Raw genomic sequence first — 18,996 nt, 5'->3', positions numbered from 1 at the left:
GGCGAGCCCGGGCTCACCGGCCGCCCCCGGTGCCACGACGAACACCAGCGGAACGGTGACCGGGATCGCCGCGGCCGCCACGGCCGTGTCCACAGTGGACGCGACCAGGCCGGCGGGCACGGGCCCGTCCGGGGCGGGCGGGACGGGCACGACGAGGGCGACCGGCGCACCCTCCGCGGACCCGATCGCCGCGGCCAGGTGCTCGGGACCGGCGGCCGGATCGAGCGTGACGACCGGGCGGCCGAACGGGATCGCGGAGTGGCCCAGCACGAACAGGGTGCCTTCCGGCAACGGTGCCGACGGCGCGGCGACCGGCTCCCACGCCGGGACGAGGACGGCCGGTCCCCGGACCGCACCGCTCGAGCCCGCGGCGACCAGCTCGGCCAGCGCGGCGTAGGCGCCGGTGTCGAGCCGGTCGAGATCCACCACGGCGGCGGGACCGGGACTGTGGGCCGTCCCCCAGATCGCGGCCGCGGCCGCGTCACCCGAGCCGGTCACGACGCCGGACCGGGTGACCGACCACAGCCGTGCGCCGGGACAGCTCCGCTGCAGGCCGGCCGTCGCGGTGCTCCCGTCCCCCTCGGAACCCAGTGGGAGCAACGAAACGACGCCGGACAGCCCCGGCGGCGGCACCGGCCCGGGCCACTCCGAGAGCCGGACCTCCGCCGCACCGCGGGCCTCGAGGGCGGCCGCGATGCCCGCCGCGGCGTCGGCGTGGGTTCCGGCCGGCCGGACGACCAGCCAGGTGCCGGTCAAGGCGCCGGCACCGGCGCCGGGACCGGGCCGCCAGACGAGCGCGTGCGGCTCGGCGGGCTCGACGGCGGGGCACTCCGTGCGCCGGAAGGCGTACCGGGGCAGCTCCACCCGGCGGGGCCGGCTGTCGCGGAACGCCGCGGCCCAGTCGACCGGCACCCCGCGGACGTGCAGTTCCGCGGCGGCGGTGCGGAACTGCCGCAGCCCGCCATGCCCCCGCCGGAGGGTGCCCATCGCCGTCGCGGCGGGCGCGACCTCGTCGAACGTCTGCTGCATTCCCATGGTCAGCACCGGGTTCGGGCTCACCTCGACGAAGCAGGGGGCTTCCGTTGCGGCGAGCGTGGCCACCACTTCGGCGAAGCGGACCGGCTGCCGCAGGTTGGCGCACCAGTAGCCGGCGTCCATCGGCCGCGTCCCCAGCGGGCGCCCGGTCACCGTCGAATACAGCGGGATCTCGGGCGGCCTCGGCGCCAGGGACGCCAGCGCCGCGGCCAGCCGGGGCACGATTTCGTCGATGTGCGGGGAGTGCGCCGCCAGCCCGACCGGGAGCAGCTTGCCCTCGACCGCACGGCCGGCGAGGTCCGCCAGCAGCCCGGCGATCACGTCCGAGTCTCCCGAGACGACCACCTGCCGCGGACCGTTGACCGCGGCGACGCAGGCGCGGCCGCCGGAACCGGCCAGCAGGCGCGCGGTCTCGTCCTCCGGCAGCGGGATCGACGCCATGTCACCGCGGCCGCGCAACTCGGCCTGCAGGAGGCTCCACACCGCGACCACCCGGGCGGCGTCATCGAGGGACAGCGCTCCGGCGACGTGGGCCGCCGCGATCTCGCCGAGGCTGTGCCCGACCACCGCGGCCGGCCGCACCCCGTGCGCGCGCCACACCTCCGCCAGCGACACCATCACCGCGAACAATGCCGGTTGCACCACGTCGACCCGCTCCAGCGAGGGCGCCCCGGCCACGCCGCGGAGGACGTCCGTGAGCGACCATTCGACGAACGGCTCGAGTGCCGCCGCGCACGCGTCGATCTTGCGGGCGAAGGCCGGCGAGGTGTCCAGCAGTTCTCCGGCCATCCCGGCCCACTGCGGGCCTTGGCCCGGGAAGACGAACACGACGTCCCCGGCGCGCGCCGGGGCGTGCCCGCCGATCAGGTTCGCCGCGGTGCCGCCGACCGCCAGGACGTCGAGCAGCCCGGTGGCCGCCGCGTGGTCGTCCGCCAGCAGGACGGCGCGGTGCGGCAGCCCGGCCCGGGTGGCGAGCGTCCAGCCGAGATCGGTGAGCGACGTCTCCGGCCGGGCGGCCAGGAACGAGCGCAGTTCCGCGGCGTCCTCGCGCAGCGCGGCCGGACCGGTCGACGACACGACCAGCGGTACCGCGGCGGTGTGCGCCGGGCCCGGCTGCCCGTCCCCGGCCGGTTCCGCGGGCGGCGGCAGCACGGTGCCGTCCCGCAGCAGGCAGCGGACCCGGTCGCCGGCCGCGAGGCCGGCCACCGGCTTCACCACGGCGACCCCCGTGTCGTCGCCGGCGGCGGACCCGGCCAGCACCACCTCACCCGCCACCGGGACCGGGAGGCCGGCACCGGGCGCGATGGTGACGGCCGCCGGGTCCAGCCCGCGGACGATCGCGGTCAGCGCCGTGCGGACCAGGACCCGGGCCCGGGCGTCCCAGCCGGCGTCGATCGCGACCACCACCCGGCCACCGGGCACCCCGGCGTCCTCCAGTGCCTCCCAGCACAGTTCCAGCAGCAGCCGCTGCTCGGCCGTCAGTGCACCCGCCTGCCGCCCGGACAACCCGAAGAGCTCCCGGTCGAACGTCCCGGACACGTCCCGATCGGCCCACGGCGGTGCCCAGCGGGCGATCCGCCGCCAGAACGTGTCCCCGGTGCCGGCCGACACCGGGGACACGCCGACGACGGCGCGGAGCTCTTCCTGTGCGGTTTCCTGCGCGGCCACCGGAGGACCCCTTCCGGGAACGGGCGGCCGTCCTGGACGGCCGCCGGAATGGCGAAGCGGGCGGATGCTGCGAAAGCGTCAGGACGGCGACGGCTTGCCGAACCCGACCCGGAGGCCGGCGTCGAGGCGGACGACCTCGGCGTTGAGGTAGTCGTGCTCGGCGATCGCCGCGACGAAGGCGGCGAACTCCTCCGGCCGTCCGTAGCGGCGTGGCCACGGCGGCCCGCCGGCCAGCCCGGAGACGAACTGCTCGGCCAGCCCGGCCGCCCGGAGTTCCTCGGTCAAGGTGGCGACGAGCGGCGTCTCGAAGATGCCGGGGGCGACGGTGACCACGCGGATGCCGTAGCGGGCCAGGTCGCGCGCCGCCGGCAGCGTGAGGGAAACGACGCCGCCCTTGGCCGCCGCGTAGGCGGCATGGCCCGCCTGGCCTTCGAACGCGAACAGCGACGCGGTGTTGACGATCACGCCGCGCTGGTCGTCGGCCTCCGGCCGGGTGCGTGCCATCACCTCGGCGCCCAGCCGCAGGACGTTGAAGGTGCCGACCAGGTTCACCTCGACCACCCGGCGGAACTCGGCGAGGCCGAGCGGGCCGTCGTCGGTGAGCACCCGCCCCGGGGTGTCGACGCCCGCGCAGTTGACCACGATCCGCAGCGGCGAACCGGATTCCGCGACCGTCGTCATCGCCGCGCCGACCTCGCCGGCACTGGTGACGTCGGCCCCGATCCCGGTAATGCCGGCGGGGGGCGCGGTACGCGCGAGCGCGGCGGGCAGGTCCAGCACGAACACGTCGGCCCCCCGCTTGGCGAGGTGCGCGGCCGTCGCCGCGCCCAACCCCGAAGCGCCGCCGGTCACCACGGCGGTCGTTCCCGGAACACGCACTGTCTGCCCCCTCGGAAAAAGTGCCGGAACGAACGGTTCAGGCGTCGAAAACGGTGGCCAGCCTGGCGGCCAGCTCGAGCGGAGTGTCCGAGCGCACCACCGAGCCGGCCGGGAAGGCGACCCCGGCGCGCCGGGAAAGCCGCTCGTGCAGCGCTTTCGCCAGGTCGTCGTCGAGGCCTTGGCCGGCCAGCGATTCGGCGGGCCGCACCAGGTCCGGTCTGCTCAGTCCGAGCACGGCCGCGACCTCGATGCGGGTCAGGTCGGACAGCGCCTGGCCGCGCTCGGTTTCGGGCAGCTCGGCGATCGGGCGGCCGGGTGCCCACGAGATCTCGCCGATCAGCGCGCTGGGCCGGCGCGCGGTGAAGACCGCGGCGAAGCGGGCCCAGTCCAGGTCGATCACCAGCTCCGAAGTGACCCCGCCCGCGAGCAACGCGGACAGGGTGTCGAGCGCGCCTTCCGGCGGGAGCGGGCTCACCCCGCCCCGCCGCAGCTGCTCGACCACCACGGGGTGGTCCAACGTGGCCCCGGCCGCCCAAGCACCCCACGTCACCGTCGTCGCCGGCACGCCCGCGCCCCGCAGGTGGCGGGCGAGGCCGTCCAGGTACGCATCGGCCGCCACGCTCGCGCCGCGGCCGTAACTGCCCCAAACGCCGGGAAAGCACGCGAACAGCACGAAGGCGTCGAGGTCGGCGCCGAAGAACTCGGCCAGGTGCGGAGCACCGGCCGTCTTCGCGGCCCCGGCTTCGGCGAAGCCCCGCAGGGTCAGGTCGCGCAGCCCGGTCATGTCGGCCGCGCCCGCGCAGTGGAACACCGACCGCGGTGCCGCGCCCGCCGCCCGCATCCGCCGGGCCAGCGCGGCCACCGACGTCCGGTCGGTCAGATCACACCGTTCGACGGCGACCTCGGCGCCGAGAGCGGCCAGTTCGGCCTCGAACCCCTCCGGCACGGCGCCCCGCGAGGCGAGCACGATGTGCTCGCAACCGGACCGCGCCAGCCAGCCGGCGACGTGCCTGCCCAGCGCTCCCCCACCACCGAGGACCAGCGCCGTGCCGCGCGGCCGCCACGTCCCGCGGGCACCGCGCTCGGGAACCCGCGCCACCCGACGGCCGAAGACCCCGCCGGCCCGGACGGCGACCTGGTCCTCGTCACCGCCGCGAGCCAGCACGGACCAGAGCCGGGCGACGGCCGTCGCGCTCGCTTCGGCCGGCACGTCGGCCAGCCCGCCCCAGATCTCCGGGTGTTCCAGCCCGGCCACGAATCCGAGGCCCCAGACCCGCGCCTGTCCGGAGTCGCTCACCGGGTCGGCCGCGCCGACCGACACCGCGCCCCGCGTCAGGCACCAGAGCGGCACCGTCATCCCCGCGTCGGCCATGGCCTGCACCAGCGCGAGAGTGCCCGCGACGCCGACCGGAACGGCGGGCTCACGGGAGTCGGGTTCCGCGGCCGCGGCGAGCAGCGACACGACGCCGGACAGGCCGGGCTCCGAAGCGGCATCGCGCACCAGGTCCGCAAGGTCTTCGCGGGAGACGCCGGCCGGCACCCGGACCGTCCGCGTCCCCGCTCCGCCGAGTGCCGCGGACCAGTTCTCCGCCCAGCCGGGGCATCCGGGGTCGAGGACCAGCCACCGGCCGGACCGTTCCGCCGCCACTTCGGGCAGCTCCCGCCACTCGACGTGGTAACGCCACGACGAAGCTGCCGCCGCTGTGTTCGGATCGCCGGACATCACTGCTCGCGCCCCCATACGGATCACCGGATCGCCCCGGCCGCGAAGAGCCGGCGGCGGGCAAGGTGTTCGAACGGAGTCTCGAAGCGGCGCCCGGCCGGGTCAACCCTTAACGGCACGGCCGCGCAAGCCCTTACCCGGGCGATTAGGGGGACCACCGTGATCCGATAGGGGTACCTGCCGCGCCGGGCGGCTCCATATATTGCGGAACATCGCGACGGCGGCACGCGTCCGCGGCCGGCCCGGGCTGCGTGCGCACCACTCCGGGGAGGACGCACGATGATGGACCGCGCCACGCAAAGCGCGCTCGCGCAAGGGGATCCGCGAGAGGAGGCCGGCGTGCCCGCGCCCGCCGTCGTCACCCCCGGGGACATCCGGTACGGCGAACTCGTGGTGGGCTACAACCGGCGCTGGGTGGGCACTCCCGAGTCGGTGCGCCTCGCCGCGTCGACCGCCCAGGTGGCCGACGTCGTGCGGGAAGCCGTGGCGACCGGCAAGCGGCTCGCGGTGCGCAGCGGCGGACACTGCTACGCGGACTTCGTGACGGGGCCGGAAACCCAGGTCCTGCTCGACGTCTCCAACCTCAACCAGGTGTACTACGACCCGGCGCGACGGGCGTTCTGCGTCGGCGCCGGAACCCAGCTGGGGCGGATCTACGAGACGCTGTACCGCACCTGGGGCGTCACGATCCCCGGCGGCATCTGCCTGACCGTCGGCATCGCCGGTCACACCAGCGGTGGCGGGTTCGGCCTGCTCACCCGCAAGTACGGTTCGGTCGTCGACCACCTCGAAGCGGTCGAAGTCGTCGTCGTCGACGCCGGCGGGAGCGTGCGCACGGTCATCGCGTCGCGCGATCCGGAGGACCCGGACCACGACCTGTGGTGGGCGATCACCGGCGGTGGCGGCGGCACGTTCGGCGTGGTCACCCGGTTCTGGTTCCGGAGCCCGGACGCCGAAGGCAGCGATCCCGCGCAGCTACTGCCGAGGCCGCCGGCGTCGGTGCTCGTGGAGCCGGCCGGGGTGCCCTGGCAGGCGCTCGACGAAGACAAGTTCCGCACCCTCATCAAGAACTTCTCGACCTGGCACGAACGCAACAGCGCACCGGGTGACGCCGGCACGGCGCTCGCGAGCATCCTGTTCGCCCGGCCGAAGTCGGGCATGGGCGTCGGGACGCTGACCCAGGTCGACGCCACCGTGCCCGGCGCGCGAGAGCTCCTCGCGGACTTCGGGGCCGCCGTGACGGCGGGCACCGGCATCACCATGGCGATGCCGCCGAGGGAGGTTTCCTGGCTGGCGTCGACGAAGTTCGTCGGCGGCGGGACGCTGCTCTACGACCCCACGCTGCGCAGTGCGGTGAAGAGCGCCTGGATGCGCCGCGCGTTCACCGACGAGCAGCTGGGCGCGGTGTACCGCAACCTCCAGCGCGACGACTACCCGAACCCGCTCGGCGTCTTCCAGCTGATGAGCATGGGCGGCAAGCTCAACGCGGTGGCCTCCGAGGCAACAGCCATGCCGCACCGCGACTCGGTGCTGTACGCGGAGTTCGAGACGTTCTGGACCGAGGCGGCGGACGACGAGGTCAACCTCGCCTGGCTGCGCGACCTCTACGCCGACACCTTCGCCGCGACCGGCGGGTACCCGGTGCCGGGCGAAATCGTCGACGGCACGAACATCAACAACCCCGACCCGGACATCGTCGATCCGGCGCTGAACCGCTCCGGGGTCGACTGGTCCACGCTGTACTTCGGGGCCAACTACCCGCGGCTCCAGCAGGTCAAGGCCCGCTGGGACCCGACGGACTTCTTCCGGCACTCCCAGTCGGTGCGGCTGCCCGGCTGAGCGCCGGTTTTCCTTGCCGGACACGGTAATCTGGTCGACGTCCGGATCGGTTTCCCCGAAAGGTGGCTTCGTGAAGATCGGCCTCGGCCTTCCGCTGCACGATCCCGGCGTCCTGCTGGACTGGGCGAGGCGGGCCGACACCGGCCCGTTCGCGTCGGTCGGCCTCGGCGACCGGGTCGTGTACGACAATCCCGAACCGCTGGTGGCGCTCGCGGCCGTCGCCGGGGCGACCAGCCGCATCCGGCTGCAGACCGACGTGCTGCTCGCACCGGCCCGGGAAACGGTGCTGCTGGCCAAGCAGGTGGCGACGCTCGATCGCGTGTCCGGTGGCCGGTTCACGTTCGGGGTCGGGATCGGGCCGCGCCCGGACGACTTCACCGCCACTGGGCAGGACTACCACCGCCGCGGCCGGCGGCTCGACGACCAGCTCGCCCGGATGCGGGAGATCTGGTCCGCGGGCCTCCCGGCCGGGATCGGCCCGGCACCGTCGCGGCCCGCCGGACCGGAACTGCTCATCGGCGGGTTCAGCCCCCAGGCGGTCGCCCGCGCGGCGCGCTGGGGCGACGGCTTCATCAGCGTCTCGCCCGCCGACGTGACGGGCATGTTGTTCCGGGCGGTCGAGAAGTCCTGGGAGGCGGCGGGAAGGGCGGGCTCCCCACGGCTCGTCACGCAGGTCAACGCCGTTCTGGGGCCGCCGGACCGGATCGAGCGGGGGCTGGCGTCGATCGCGGCCTATTACCGCAGTCTCGGACCGTACGCGGAAAAGGTGCTGGAGGACGTGCTGACCACGCCCGAACAGCTCCGCGAGGCCGTCACCGTCCACGAAGGACTCGGGGCGGACGAAGTCGTCGTCTACTGCTGGACGACCGAACTGGATCAGCTGGACCGGATCGCGGACGCGACCGGCTGACCGGCGCCCACCCGCGCGAAAAAGCGGGCCGGGCGCCGGATCCGGTGCCCGGCCCGCTTTTCGTCCGCCAAGCAGCCTTGGCCGGCTACGCCGCCTTGGCCTGCAGCAGCACCAGGGTCGCCCCGGTCGGATCGGTGATGACGACCAGCGAACCGAAGGGCAGGTCCATCCGCGGCCGGATCACCGTGGCGCCCAGGCCGGTGGCCTTCTCGGTCGCCGCGTCGACGTCCTCGACCGGGACGTAGGGAACCCACTGCGGCAGACGCTCGTCGCCCTCCGCCAGCTCGGTGAACCCGCCCCACGGCCCCTCGTCACCCATCAGCAGGGGGATGGTCCCCTCGCCGGCCGGGACGTCGGCCACCGACCAGCCGAACAGCTCGGTGTAGAACTTGCGCACAGTGTCCACATCGGACGTCCGGATATCGAAGAAGACAAACGGGGGTGCCATTTCTTCGGGTTCCTCTCGTTATTCCTGCAAGCCGCTCCGAAATTTTCGGAGACGTCGGTTCGTAAATCTGCGGTATCCTTCGGACCATGCACCAAAGCCTCGGTGGCCGCCACCCGCAGCAACTCTCCCCCAACCAGGCGGAGAAACGGGCGAAAATTGTCGAAGCGGCCAAGACCGTCCTCGCCGAGAACGGTTTGACCGGCTGCACCGCGCGCGCGGTCGCCGCGGCGAGCCCGCTCACCAAGAGCGCCATCCACTACTACTTCGCGGACATGGACGAGCTCGTCGACCAGGCGATGGCCGCGCACATCGCCGCCTTCGTGCACGCGATCCGCCAAGCCGTGGCACAGCACACCGACGTGACGGAACGATTCTGGTCCGCCGTCGCCGAATACTTGAAGATATTCAACGACGCACCGCGGACCATCGTCCTCTGGCACGAATACTGGCTGCATTCGGTGCGCTCCGGCAGGCTCGAAGCCATCGACGCGATGACCCGCGACGTCACCGGAATCTTTCACGACCTGCTCCGCGCGATCAATGTCGAGGAGCCGGGCCTGCGGGCGCGGATGCTCACCTCGTACCTCATCGGCGCGGCGACCCGGCAGGCGGTCACCGACCGGCCGTTCAGCGTGGTGCAGGAGGAGATCACCCTGCTGTGCCCGCTCGGGTGAGCCGAGCGGGACCGACAGGGGACGGGGTGGCCGTCCGGCCGGGATCCACCGGCCGGGACGACCACCCCGTCACCCCCGAGCACCTCCCGTGGGTCAAGAGGTGGCACCGGCCGCGGGGGCCTTCGCCTTCGGTTTGCCCTTGACCGCCACCAAGCCGAGCACGAACGCGGCGACGAGCACGCAGCCGGCGACCAGAAAAGCGTTCTGGTACCCCGCGACCGTGGCGTCGGCGACGTGGGCCGGCGACAGGTCCCCGCCGATCCGGTCGCGCGTGGTGGTGATCGCGACCGTCCCGAGCACCGCCAGGCCGATCGCCCCGCCGACCTGCTGGCTGGCGCTGACGAGCGCGGAAGCTATGCCCGCCTCCATCGGCTGGACCGACGTGATCGCGGTGAGCGTCAGCGGCACGATCGCGATGCCGATCCCGCAGCCGAGCAGGATCATCGGCCCGACGACCCAGCCGTAGTTCCCTTCGGCCGACGTCGTCAGCCAGAGCAGCAGCGCGCCGATGCCGGCGACGAGCGGGCCGGTGATCACGCCGATCCGGATGCCGATCTTCGCGGCCAGCCGGCCCATGGTGGAGGCCATGAAGCCGATGGCGACCGCGATCGGCAGGAACGCCAGACCTGCTTCGATCGCGCCGAAGCCGAGGATCTTCTGCAGGAACAGGGTGAGGAAGAACGTCACCCCGAACAGCCCGACCCCGATGGTGAGGGTGATCGCGTACGCGGCCGACCGGTTGTGCCCGGCCAGCACCCGCAGCGGGAGCAGGGGCGCGGCGACCTTCGACTCGATCACCAGGAACGCCACCAGGAGCACGACCGCGGCCACCAGGGAAACCCAGGTGCGCGCATCGGACCAGGAGGTCGCCGACGCTTCGATGAGCCCGTACACCAGCAGGGCCATGCCCGCGGTGGCGGTGATCGCGCCGGGCAGGTCGAGCTTGCCCGCGCGGTGCCCCGATTCCGGCAGCACCTTCGGCGCGGCCAGCAGGACCAGAATCCCGATCGGGACGACGACGAACAGGACCGACCGCCAGGTGGCGATGTCGGTCAGCACGCCGCCCAGGATGAACCCGAGCACCGCGCCACCACTGGAGACGATCGCGTAAACGCCCATGGCCTTGTTCCGCGGCGCGCCTTCGGGGAACGTGGTCGCGATCAGGGCGAGCGCGGTGGGCGCGGCGATGGCCGCACCCACCCCCTGAACCGCGCGGGCGGCGATCAGCCACGGCTGGTTCATCGCGAAGCCGCCGGCGAAGGAAGCGAGGGTGAACACCGCGATGCCGACCATGAACATCCGACGGCGGCCGAACAGGTCGCCGGTGCGGCCGCCCAGCAGGAGGAGGCCGCCGAACGCCACCGAATACGCGGTGACGACCCATTCCAGGTTTTCCGTCGAGAAGCCCAGGCTGGCCTGGATCGTCGGCAGCGCGACGTTGACGATGCTGGCGTCCAGCATGATCAACAGCGTCGCCGCGGCGATCACCATCAGCGCCAGTCCGAGCTTGCGCGGTTCCTCGGGCGCCGCCGGGGGCGACGCGCCCGCCGTGGCTTCGGTGGAACCTGGCGTAGTGCTCATCGAGCCAACCCCCTGCTGAAGACGTCCGGGTCCGTCCGTGACCCGGCGCCGCTCCGCGCGTTTCAGGTCACGTGTCCTGAAGTTTAGACCGAGCGTCCCAACCCGGTCAACGGCGGCCTCGCGAGCGCCGCGCCGATGTGCGCGAGCACCGACGGGAGCCGCTCGTCGAGGTAGAAGTGCCCGCCCTCCAACACGTGCAGCGCGAACGTCGACTCCGTGTGGTACCGCCAGGCTTCGGCGTCGCCGACGGGCGTCGTCGGGTCGGCGTCACCGACGAACGCGGTGATCGGGCACGCCGCGGTGACGTCTTCGGCGGGACGGTAGCCGCGGAGGGCCCGGTAGTCCCCGCGCAGGGCGGGGAGCATCATCCGGGTGATCTCCGGGTTCGCCAGCCGCGCCCCCTTCGACCCACCCAGCTCGGCCAGTTCGGCGAGCACGGCTTCTTCGGGCCACTCGTCAAGTGCCTTGTCCCGCCGTCGCAGCCGAGGTGCGCTGCGGGCGGAGAGGAACGCGCCCCGGACGTCCGCGCCGGTCGCTTCGAGCGCGCGGGCGGCTTCGAACGCGACGAGCGCGCCCATGCTGTGACCGAACACGGCGACCGGGCGCCCGTCCGGTTCCAGTGCCGCGGCCGCGCCGGCCGCGAGACCCGTGATGCTCTCCACGCAGGGCTCGGCCCGGCGTTCCTGCCGCCCCGGGTACTGGACGACGCGCACCTCGACACCGGGAGGCGCTTGCGCCGACAACCCGAAGTAGCCGCTCGCCGCACCACCCGCGTGCGGGAAGCAGAGCAGCACGGCCGCCGCGTCGTCGCGCGGGTGGAACCGGCGGAGCCAGCGTCCGCGGTCACCGGTCATGGGACACCTTGCCTTCTCCGGCCCCGGGGGCCGGCTGGACGGACTTCAGCTCCGCGCTCAGGTGAGCGGCGAGGAGCTCGAGCGTCGGGTGGTCGAACACCAGGGTCGCGGGCAGGTCGAGGCCGACGACGGCGGTCAGCCGGTCGCGCAGCTCGACCGCCGTCATCGAATCGAAGCCCAGCTGGAGGAACTCGGCCGTGTCGTCGACGGGCTCGGTGTCCGGGAGCCGCAGCACCTCGGTCACCTGGGCCCGCACGAACCGCGCGACGACCTCGTCGTGGTCCTCCGGTGCGGCGGCCGCCAGCTCCTCGAGCAAGGGGAAGCCGGGCCCGGCCGCCTCCGGAGCCGGCGGGACCACGTCGTCCGGCCGCTCGGTCGCGGCCGGCCAGAAACGCCTGCGCTGGAAGGCGTACCCGGGCAGCCGGACGGTCCGCGCCCCGGAGCCGGCGAACAGCTCGCCCCAGGCGACGTCGACACCCGCCGCGTACACCGGCCCGAGCGCCGAGAGCAGCGCCACCGGCTCGGGCCACGACTTCCGCGTCGCCGCGACCAGCACGGCGGGCCCCGTCAGGCAGTCCCGGGCCATCGTGGTCAACGTGGCGTCCGGGCCGACCTCCAGGTACACGTCCGCGCCGGCGGCCTCCAGCGCCCGCAGGCCCGCGGCGAACAGCACCGGCTCGCGCACGTGGCGCACCCAGTACTCCGCGTCGGTGAGTTCGCCCGGGCGGGCGAGCGCGCCGGTCACGTTCGACACGATCGGCAGCCGCGGGTCCGCGAAGGCGAGCCGCGAGACCACCGCGCGGAAGTCCTCGAGCACCGGTTCCACCAGCGGCGAGTGGAACGCGTGGCTCACGCGCAGCCGGCGAGCGCGAGAACCGCGGGCCCGGAACGAGGCGACGAGGTCGTCGACGGCGGACTCCGGCCCGGAGACCACCACGGCCTCGGGACCGTTCACCGCGGCGATGCCGGTCTGCGGCGGCAGTTCGGCGCGAACCTCGTCCTCGGTGGCGCCGATCGCCGCCATCGTCCCGCCGGGCGGCAGCGCCTGCATGAGCCGGGCCCGCGCGGCCACCAGCGCACAGGCGTCCGGCAGGTCGAGCACCCCGGCGACGTGCGCCGCGACGATCTCCCCCACCGAGTGGCCCGCCACGTACCCGGGCACCACCCCGAGCGACGCCAGCAGCCGGGTCAGCGCGACTTCGAACGCGAACAGCGCCGGCTGGGTGTATTCGGTTTCGTCGAGCAGCACGGCGTCGGGGTCGTCCGGGGGTGCGAAGAGGATCTCCCGCAGCGAACGCGCCAACCGGGTTTCGAACTCGGCGAGCACCTCGTCCAGCGCCTCGGCGAACACGGGGTGGCCCGCGGCCAGTTCACCGCCCATCCGCGCGCGCTGGCTCCCCTGGCCGGTGTAGAGGAAGGCGACCCGGCGGTCCGGGCGGGCCTTGCCGGTCAGGACGCTTCCCGGCGTGGCGCCGCCGGCCAGCGCCCGCAGGCCGGCCAGCAGGTCTTCGCGGGTCTCCCCCAGCACCGTGGCCCGGTGCGGCAGCGCCGCCCGGGTCGTGGCCAGGGAGAGCCCGATGTCCGCCACCGAAGGCGCGTCGGCGCCCGCGGCGAACCCGGCCAGCCGGATCGCCTGGGCGCGCAGCGCGGATTCGCTCGCCGCCGACACCACCCACGGCACCACCGGCATCGCCCGGACCGGCGGTTCGGGCGCCGTCCCGGCCTCGTCGGGTGCTTCCAGCACGACGTGGGCGTTGGTGCCGCTGATCCCGAAGGAGGACACCGCCGCCCGGCGCGGACGCCCCGGATCCGGCCACGGCATGGCCTCGTTCACCACCCGCACCGCTCCGGAACCCCAGTCGACGTGCGGCGAAACGACCTCGGCGTGCAACGTCTTCGGCACCACCCCGCGGCGCATCGCCTCGACCATCTTGAGCACCCCGGCCACCCCGGCCGCGGCCTGCGTGTGCCCGATGTTCGACTTGACCGAACCCAGCAGCAACGGCACCCCACGCCCCACGCCGTACGCCGCCAGCACCGCTTGGGCCTCGATCGGATCCCCCAGCGCGGTCCCCGTCCCGTGCGCCTCCACGACGTCCACATCGGACGGTTCCAGCCCGGCATCGGCCAGCGCCGCCCGGATCACCCGGACCTGCGAAGGGCCGTTCGGCGCCGTCAACCCGTTCGACGCACCATCCGAGTTCACCGCCGAACCCCGCACCACCGCCAGCACCCGGCGCCCGGCCCGCCGCGCATCCGACAAGCGCTCCAGGAGAACGAGCCCCACTCCTTCGCCCCAGCCCGTCCCGTCCGCCCCCGCACCGAACGCCCGGCTCCGGCCGTCCCGGGAAAGCCCGCCCTGCCGCGCGAACTCCACGAACGCCACCGGGGACGACAGCACCGTGACGCCGCCGGCCAGCACCAGGTCCGACTCGCCGCGGCGCAGCGACTGCACCCCCAGGTGCAACGCCACCAACGACGAAGAACACGCCGTGTCCACCGTCACCGCCGGTCCCTCGAACCCGAACGTGTAAGCCACCCGGCCGGACAGCACGCTCGACGCGTTGCCGGTCAGCAGGTAGCCCGCCAGCTCGTCCGCCGAGCCGGCCAGGCTGACGCCGTAGTCCTGCATGTTCGAGCCGACGAACACCCCGGTCCGGCTGCCGCGCAAGGACGTCGGGTCGATCCCGCCGTCCTCGAAGGACTCCCACGCCGTCTCCAGCAGGATCCGTTGCTGGGGGTCCATCGCCAGCGCTTCCCGCGGGGAGATCCCGAAGAAGCCGGCGTCGAAGTCGGTCGCGTCGGTGAGGAAGCCGCCTTCACGGACGTAGACCGTTCCCGGCGCGGCGCCTTCGGGGTCGTAGAGCCGTTCGAGATCCCAGCCGCGGTCGTCCGGGAACGGCCCGATCGCGTCGACGCCGTCGGCGACGAGCCGCCACAGCCCGGCCGCCGAGCGGACACCACCGGGCAGGCGGCAGGCGGTCCCCACGATCGCGATCGGTTCGTCGACGGGCCGGGTGACGACCGGCGCCGGCGCCGGCGCGGCGCCACCGCCGAGTTCCGCCGCCAGGAACGCCGTGAGCGCCGCCGGGGTGGGGTGGTCGAAGACCAGCGTGGCCGGCAGCCGCAGCCCGGTCGCGGTACCGAGCCGGTTCCGCAGCTCGAGTGCGGTCAGCGAGTCGAAGCCGAGGTCCTTGAACGGCCGGGACACGTCCACGGCGTCCGCCCCGTCGTGGCCCAGCACCCGGGAGACGCCGGCGCGGACGATCCGGGCCAGCCGGTCCCGCCGCTCGGCTTCCGGCAGCCCCACCAGATCCTCGGCCCCGCCGCCGTCCGCGGGCGCCTCGCCGCTACCGGCTTCCGGCAGTTCGGCGAGCAGCGGGCTGGGCCGGGCCGCCGTGAACGCGGGGGCGAACAGCGTCCAGTCGACGTCGGCGAGCACGACCGTCGGATCGCCCGCGCCGAGCTCCAGCTCGAGCGCGAGGATCGCCTGCTCCGGCGCCATCGGGAGGACACCGCCGCGCCGCAGCCGTTCGTCGGCGAGCGCGTTGCCGGCGGCCAGCCCGGCTCCGCCCCAGAAACCCCAGGCGACGGACGTGGCGGGCAGCCCCTGGGCGTGCCGGAGTTCGGCGAGCGCGTCGAGGTGCGCGTTCGCAGCCGCGTACGCGCTCTGCCCCGCCGCGCCGAAGGTGCCGGCGAAGGAGGAGAACAGGACGAACGCGGTGAGGTCGTGGCCGCGGGTGAGCTCGTGCAGGTGCCCGGCGGCCACGGACTTCGGGCGGGCCACCGCCTCGATCCGGTCCGCGGTGAGCGATTCCGCGACACCGTCGTCGAGCACGCCGGCGGCGTGGAAGACCGCGCGCAGCGGTGGGCCGGGCAGCCCGGCGAGCAGGGCCGCGACCTCGTCGCGGTCCCCCACGTCGCACCCCGCGACGGTGACCCGGGCCCCCAGGGCGACGAGCTCACGGGTCAGTTCGGCCACCCCGGGGGCGTCCCCGCCCCGGCGTCCGGCCAGCACGAGGTGCTCGGCGCCACCGCGGGCGAGCCACCGGGCGACCTGGGCGCCGACGGCGCCCGTTCCCCCGGTGACCAGCACCGTGCCCTCCGGCCGCCAGGGCCGTCCGGCCCGGGCGAGCGGAGCGCGGACGAGCCGGCGCGCGTACCGGCCGTTCGCGCGGATCGCCACCTGGTCCTCCGCCGGACCGTCGGCGAGCACCGCGCGCAGCCGCGCCCACGCCGCTTCGTCCGCGTCGGCCGGGAGGTCCACCAGTCCGCCCCACCGTTCCGGGTGCTCCAAGGCGATGCTGCGGCCGAAGCCCCAGACCTCGGCCTGGGCCGGGAGCACGGGTTCCCCGGGCACCGCCGCCACGGCGCCGCGGGTCAGGCACCACAGCGGGGCCTCGATGCCGGCGTCGCCGAGTGCCCGCACCAGGACCGCCGTTGTGACCGCCGGAGCGCCGGCAGGCGGGAGCGCGAGCACGCCGGCCGGTGCGCCGTCCGCCGCGGCGGCCCGGAGCCGGCCGGCGAGTTCGGCGTGATCCGCGGACGGGGCGATCCGCCGCACCCCGGCCGCGCCGAGCGCGGAGTCCGGCAGATCCGGCCCGGTGCCGACGACCCACCACCGGCCGGAGAGCTCCCCGGCCGCGTCCGGCAGCCGCTGCCAGCCGACCCGGTACCGCCACCCGTCGGCCACCGGCTTCGCCCGGCCCGGAACGCCGCCGCGCCAGTAGCGCGTCCGGTCGAACGCGTAGGTGGGCAGCGGGACGGCCCGAGCGCCGGGGTACGCCGGGGTGAAGTCCACGGGCACGCCGGCCACGTGCAGCTCCGCCACGGCCGCCCAGAACCGCTCCAGGCCACCCTCGTCGCGGCGGAGGGTGCCGGTGACCACGGCGTCGCCGGCGAGGTCCTGGATGCCCGGCGTCAGCACGGGGTGGGAGCTGACTTCGACGAAGGCGGTGTGCCCCGCCTCGCCCAGGGCCACGACCGCGTCGGCGAACCGCACCGGGCGGCGCAGGTTCTCGAACCAGTAGGCCCCGTCCAGCCCGGTCGTGTCGTGCACCGTGCCGGTGACCGTCGAGTAGAACGGCACCGCCGACCGGCGCGGGGTGATCCTGGCGAGCGCGGTCGCCAGCTCCGCGCGCAGCTGCTCCACGTGTGGGGAATGCGACGCGTAGTCGACCGGCACGAGCTTGGCCCTGGCTCCGGCCGCGGCCAGCCGGTCCGCCAGCGCCCGGACCGCGGCGAGGTCACCGGAGACCACCGTGGCCGACGGGCCGTTGACGGCCGCCACGACGAGGCCGGCGCCGAGCGAGTCCCGGACCCGGTCCTCGGGCAGGCCCACCGCGAGCATGCCCCCGCGGCCCGCGATCGCCCGCAGGGCCCGGCTGCGCAGGGCGACGACCTTGGCCCCGTCCTCCAGCGACAGGGCCCCCGAGACCACTGCCGCCGCGATCTCTCCCTGGGAATGGCCCACCACGGCGTCGGGCACGACACCGTGGGACCGCCACAACTCCGCCAGCGACACCATCACCGCGAACGACACGGGCTGCACGACGTCCACCCGGTCCAGCCCGGGCGCGCCGGCCACGCCCAGCACGACGTCCGGCAGCGACCAGCCGACGTGGGGTTCGAGCGCGCCGGCGCATTCGGTGAGCCGGGCCCGGAAGACGTCCGACCGGACGTACAGCTCCCGGGCCATGCCGTCCCACTGGGTGCCCTGGCCGGGGAAGACGAACACGAGCGGACGCGCTTCCTCGCCGGCGACCCCGCCCACCCCGGCCTCCGCACCGCGAGCCAGCAGCTCGAGACCGGACAGCAGGTCCTCGCGGGTCCCGGTCAGCACCGCGCGGTGCTCGAACGCCGTTCTCGTGGCAGCCAAGGAGAACCCGACGTCGGCGACGTCGAGCTCGGGCCGCTCGATCAGGTGCTTCCGGAGCCGGTCCGCCTGCCCGGCGAGTGCCCGCGCGCTGCGCGCGGAGAGCGGCCAGGGCATCGATTCCGGGGTGGTGCGGGCGCCGGGCCCGGCTTCGGCCGGCGCCTCTTCCAGGATGACGTGCGCGTTCGTGCCGCTCATCCCGAACGACGAGACCCCGGCGCGCCGCGTCCGCTCGCCGGCGGGCCACGGCACCGGCTCGGCCAGCAGCGACACCGCGCCCGCCGACCAGTCGACCTGCCGGGTGGGCTCGGCGACGTGCAGGGTCCGCGGCAGTTCCTCGTGCCGCAGCGCCATGATCATCTTGATCACGCCGGCCACCCCCGCCGCGGCCTGGGTGTGCCCGATGTTGGACTTCACCGAGCCCAGCCACAACGGGCGGTCGCGGTGCTTGCCGTAGGTGGCCAGCAGGGCCTGCGCCTCGATCGGGTCACCGAGCCCGGTGCCGGTGCCGTGCGCCTCGACGGCGTCCACATCGGACGGTTCGAGCCGGGCCTTCGCCAGTGCCGCGCGGATCACCCGCTGCTGCGACGGCCCGTTGGGGGCGGTCAGACCGTTGGACGCGCCGTCGGAGTTCACCGCGGAGCTGCGGAGCACGGCGAGCACCCGGCGGCCGTGGGCGCGGGCGTCGGAAAGCCGTTCCAGGAGCAGCACCCCGGCGCCTTCGGCCATGCCCATGCCGTCGGCGGCGGCCGAAAACGCCTTGCACCGGCCGTCGGCGGCGAGGGCGCGCTGCCGGCTGAACCCCTGCAGCTGCAGCAGGGACGCCATCACCGTCGCACCGCCGGCGAGCGCGAGGCGGCATTCCCCGGCGCGCAGGGCCTGCGCGGCGAGGTGCATCGCCACCAGCGATGACGAGCACGCCGTGTCCACCGTCGCGGCGGGACCCTCCAGCCCGAGCACGTAGGCGATCCGGCCGGACAGCACGCTCGCCGCGTTCCCGGTGAGCAGATGCCCTTCGAGTTCCTCGTCGCCGTCGCCGGCGAGCCCGAACACGTAGTCCTGCGCGTTGGTACCCACGAACACGCCGGTCGCCTCGCCCCGCGCGGACGCCGGATCGATCCCCGCGCTTTCGAACGCCTCCCACGACGTCTCCAGCAGCAGCCGTTGCTGCGGGTCCATGGCCAGCGCTTCCCGCGGGGAGATCCCGAAGAACGCCGCGTCGAATTCCGGCGCGTCGTGCAGGAAGCCGCCTTCGCGCGTGGATATCGTGCCCGGCCGGTCGGCGTTTTCGTCGTAGCGGTAAGCACCTTCCCAGCCGCGGCCCGCCGGGAAGGCCGAGATCGCGTCGCCGCCGGCGGCCACGAGGTCCCAGAGCTCCTCCGGGGACGAAACCCCACCGGGGAACCGGCACCCCATCCCGACGACGGCGATCGGCTCGACCGCCCGCTGCTCGGCGTCGCGCAGCCGGGCCCGCGTGGCGTGCAGATCCGCGGTCACCCGCTTGAGGTAC

Annotated in this window: 9 protein-coding genes and 1 pseudogene; 3 read left to right on the top strand and 7 right to left on the bottom strand. The window is 74.4% G+C overall.

Features of this window, described 5'->3' with window-relative positions; genetic code table 11:
- From IE317_RS41660 to IE317_RS41650, 3 genes are all read right to left on the bottom strand, one after another.
- Window positions 1–2,703: acyltransferase domain-containing protein (locus IE317_RS41660; RefSeq protein WP_191316867.1), on the bottom strand; the 2,703-nt coding region annotated here is incomplete at its 3' end.
- Between the two features lie 78 nt (window positions 2,704–2,781).
- Window positions 2,782–3,582, bottom strand: a complete 801-nt coding sequence (locus IE317_RS41655) for an SDR family NAD(P)-dependent oxidoreductase (RefSeq protein ID WP_191316866.1) — start codon at window positions 3,580–3,582, stop codon at window positions 2,782–2,784.
- Window positions 3,583–3,619: 37 nt separating this feature from the next.
- Window positions 3,620–5,305 (bottom strand): beta-ketoacyl reductase, encoded by a 1,686-nt coding sequence (locus IE317_RS41650; protein WP_191316865.1) that lies wholly within the window; start codon window positions 5,303–5,305, stop codon window positions 3,620–3,622.
- 339 nt (window positions 5,306–5,644) lie between these two features.
- Between IE317_RS41650 and IE317_RS41645 the strand changes: the two genes are divergently transcribed.
- Both IE317_RS41645 and IE317_RS41640 read left to right on the top strand, forming a co-directional pair.
- The gene (locus IE317_RS41645; RefSeq protein ID WP_229903199.1) at window positions 5,645–7,144 is read left to right on the top strand and encodes an FAD-binding oxidoreductase; all 1,500 of its coding nucleotides are present in this window, start codon (window positions 5,645–5,647) and stop codon (window positions 7,142–7,144) included.
- Window positions 7,145–7,214: 70 nt separating this feature from the next.
- Entirely contained in the window at window positions 7,215–8,054 is an 840-nt protein-coding gene (locus IE317_RS41640) for an LLM class flavin-dependent oxidoreductase (RefSeq protein ID WP_191316864.1), read from the top strand.
- Between the two features lie 85 nt (window positions 8,055–8,139).
- Here IE317_RS41640 and IE317_RS41635 read toward each other — a convergent pair whose 3' ends face one another.
- Window positions 8,140–8,502, bottom strand: a complete 363-nt coding sequence (locus tag IE317_RS41635) for a VOC family protein (protein WP_191316863.1) — start codon at window positions 8,500–8,502, stop codon at window positions 8,140–8,142.
- A gap of 86 nt (window positions 8,503–8,588) precedes the next feature.
- Between IE317_RS41635 and IE317_RS41630 the strand changes: the two genes are divergently transcribed.
- The gene (locus tag IE317_RS41630) at window positions 8,589–9,176 is read left to right on the top strand and encodes a TetR/AcrR family transcriptional regulator (RefSeq protein ID WP_191316862.1); all 588 of its coding nucleotides are present in this window, start codon (window positions 8,589–8,591) and stop codon (window positions 9,174–9,176) included.
- A gap of 93 nt (window positions 9,177–9,269) precedes the next feature.
- Here IE317_RS41630 and IE317_RS41625 read toward each other — a convergent pair whose 3' ends face one another.
- From IE317_RS41625 to IE317_RS44945, 3 genes and pseudogenes are all read right to left on the bottom strand, one after another.
- On the bottom strand, window positions 9,270–10,757 hold the full coding sequence (locus tag IE317_RS41625; RefSeq protein WP_191316861.1) for an MFS transporter: 1,488 nt from the start codon (window positions 10,755–10,757) through the stop codon (window positions 9,270–9,272).
- Between the two features lie 83 nt (window positions 10,758–10,840).
- Window positions 10,841–11,611 (bottom strand): thioesterase II family protein, encoded by a 771-nt coding sequence (locus IE317_RS41620; protein WP_191316860.1) that lies wholly within the window; start codon window positions 11,609–11,611, stop codon window positions 10,841–10,843.
- Window positions 11,601–18,992 (bottom strand): annotated as a pseudogene (locus IE317_RS44945) (SDR family NAD(P)-dependent oxidoreductase); the annotation flags it as partial. The gene IE317_RS41620 and the pseudogene IE317_RS44945, both read right to left, overlap by 11 nt.
- Between the last annotated feature and the right edge of the window lie 4 nt (window positions 18,993–18,996).

The sequence above is a fragment of the Amycolatopsis bullii genome, assembly GCF_014654205.1.
GTDB classification, from domain to species: Bacteria; Actinomycetota; Actinomycetes; order Mycobacteriales; family Pseudonocardiaceae; genus Amycolatopsis; species Amycolatopsis plumensis.
Note: the sequence above shows the minus strand (reverse complement) of the source record. Positions and strands in the feature narration are given on the sequence as shown.

Bases quoted from the DNA above. Each gene is read 5' to 3' on its own strand.
- IE317_RS41650 (WP_191316865.1), bottom strand. From the start codon at position 5,305: ATGTCCGGCGATCCGAACACAGCGGCGGCAGCTTCGTCGTGGCGTTAC.
- IE317_RS41635 (WP_191316863.1), bottom strand. From the start codon at position 8,502: ATGGCACCCCCGTTTGTCTTCTTCGATATCCGGACGTCCGATGTGGAC.
- IE317_RS41630 (WP_191316862.1), top strand. From the start codon at position 8,589: ATGCACCAAAGCCTCGGTGGCCGCCACCCGCAGCAACTCTCCCCCAAC.
- IE317_RS41625 (WP_191316861.1), bottom strand. From the start codon at position 10,757: ATGAGCACTACGCCAGGTTCCACCGAAGCCACGGCGGGCGCGTCGCCC.
- IE317_RS41620 (WP_191316860.1), bottom strand. From the start codon at position 11,611: ATGACCGGTGACCGCGGACGCTGGCTCCGCCGGTTCCACCCGCGCGAC.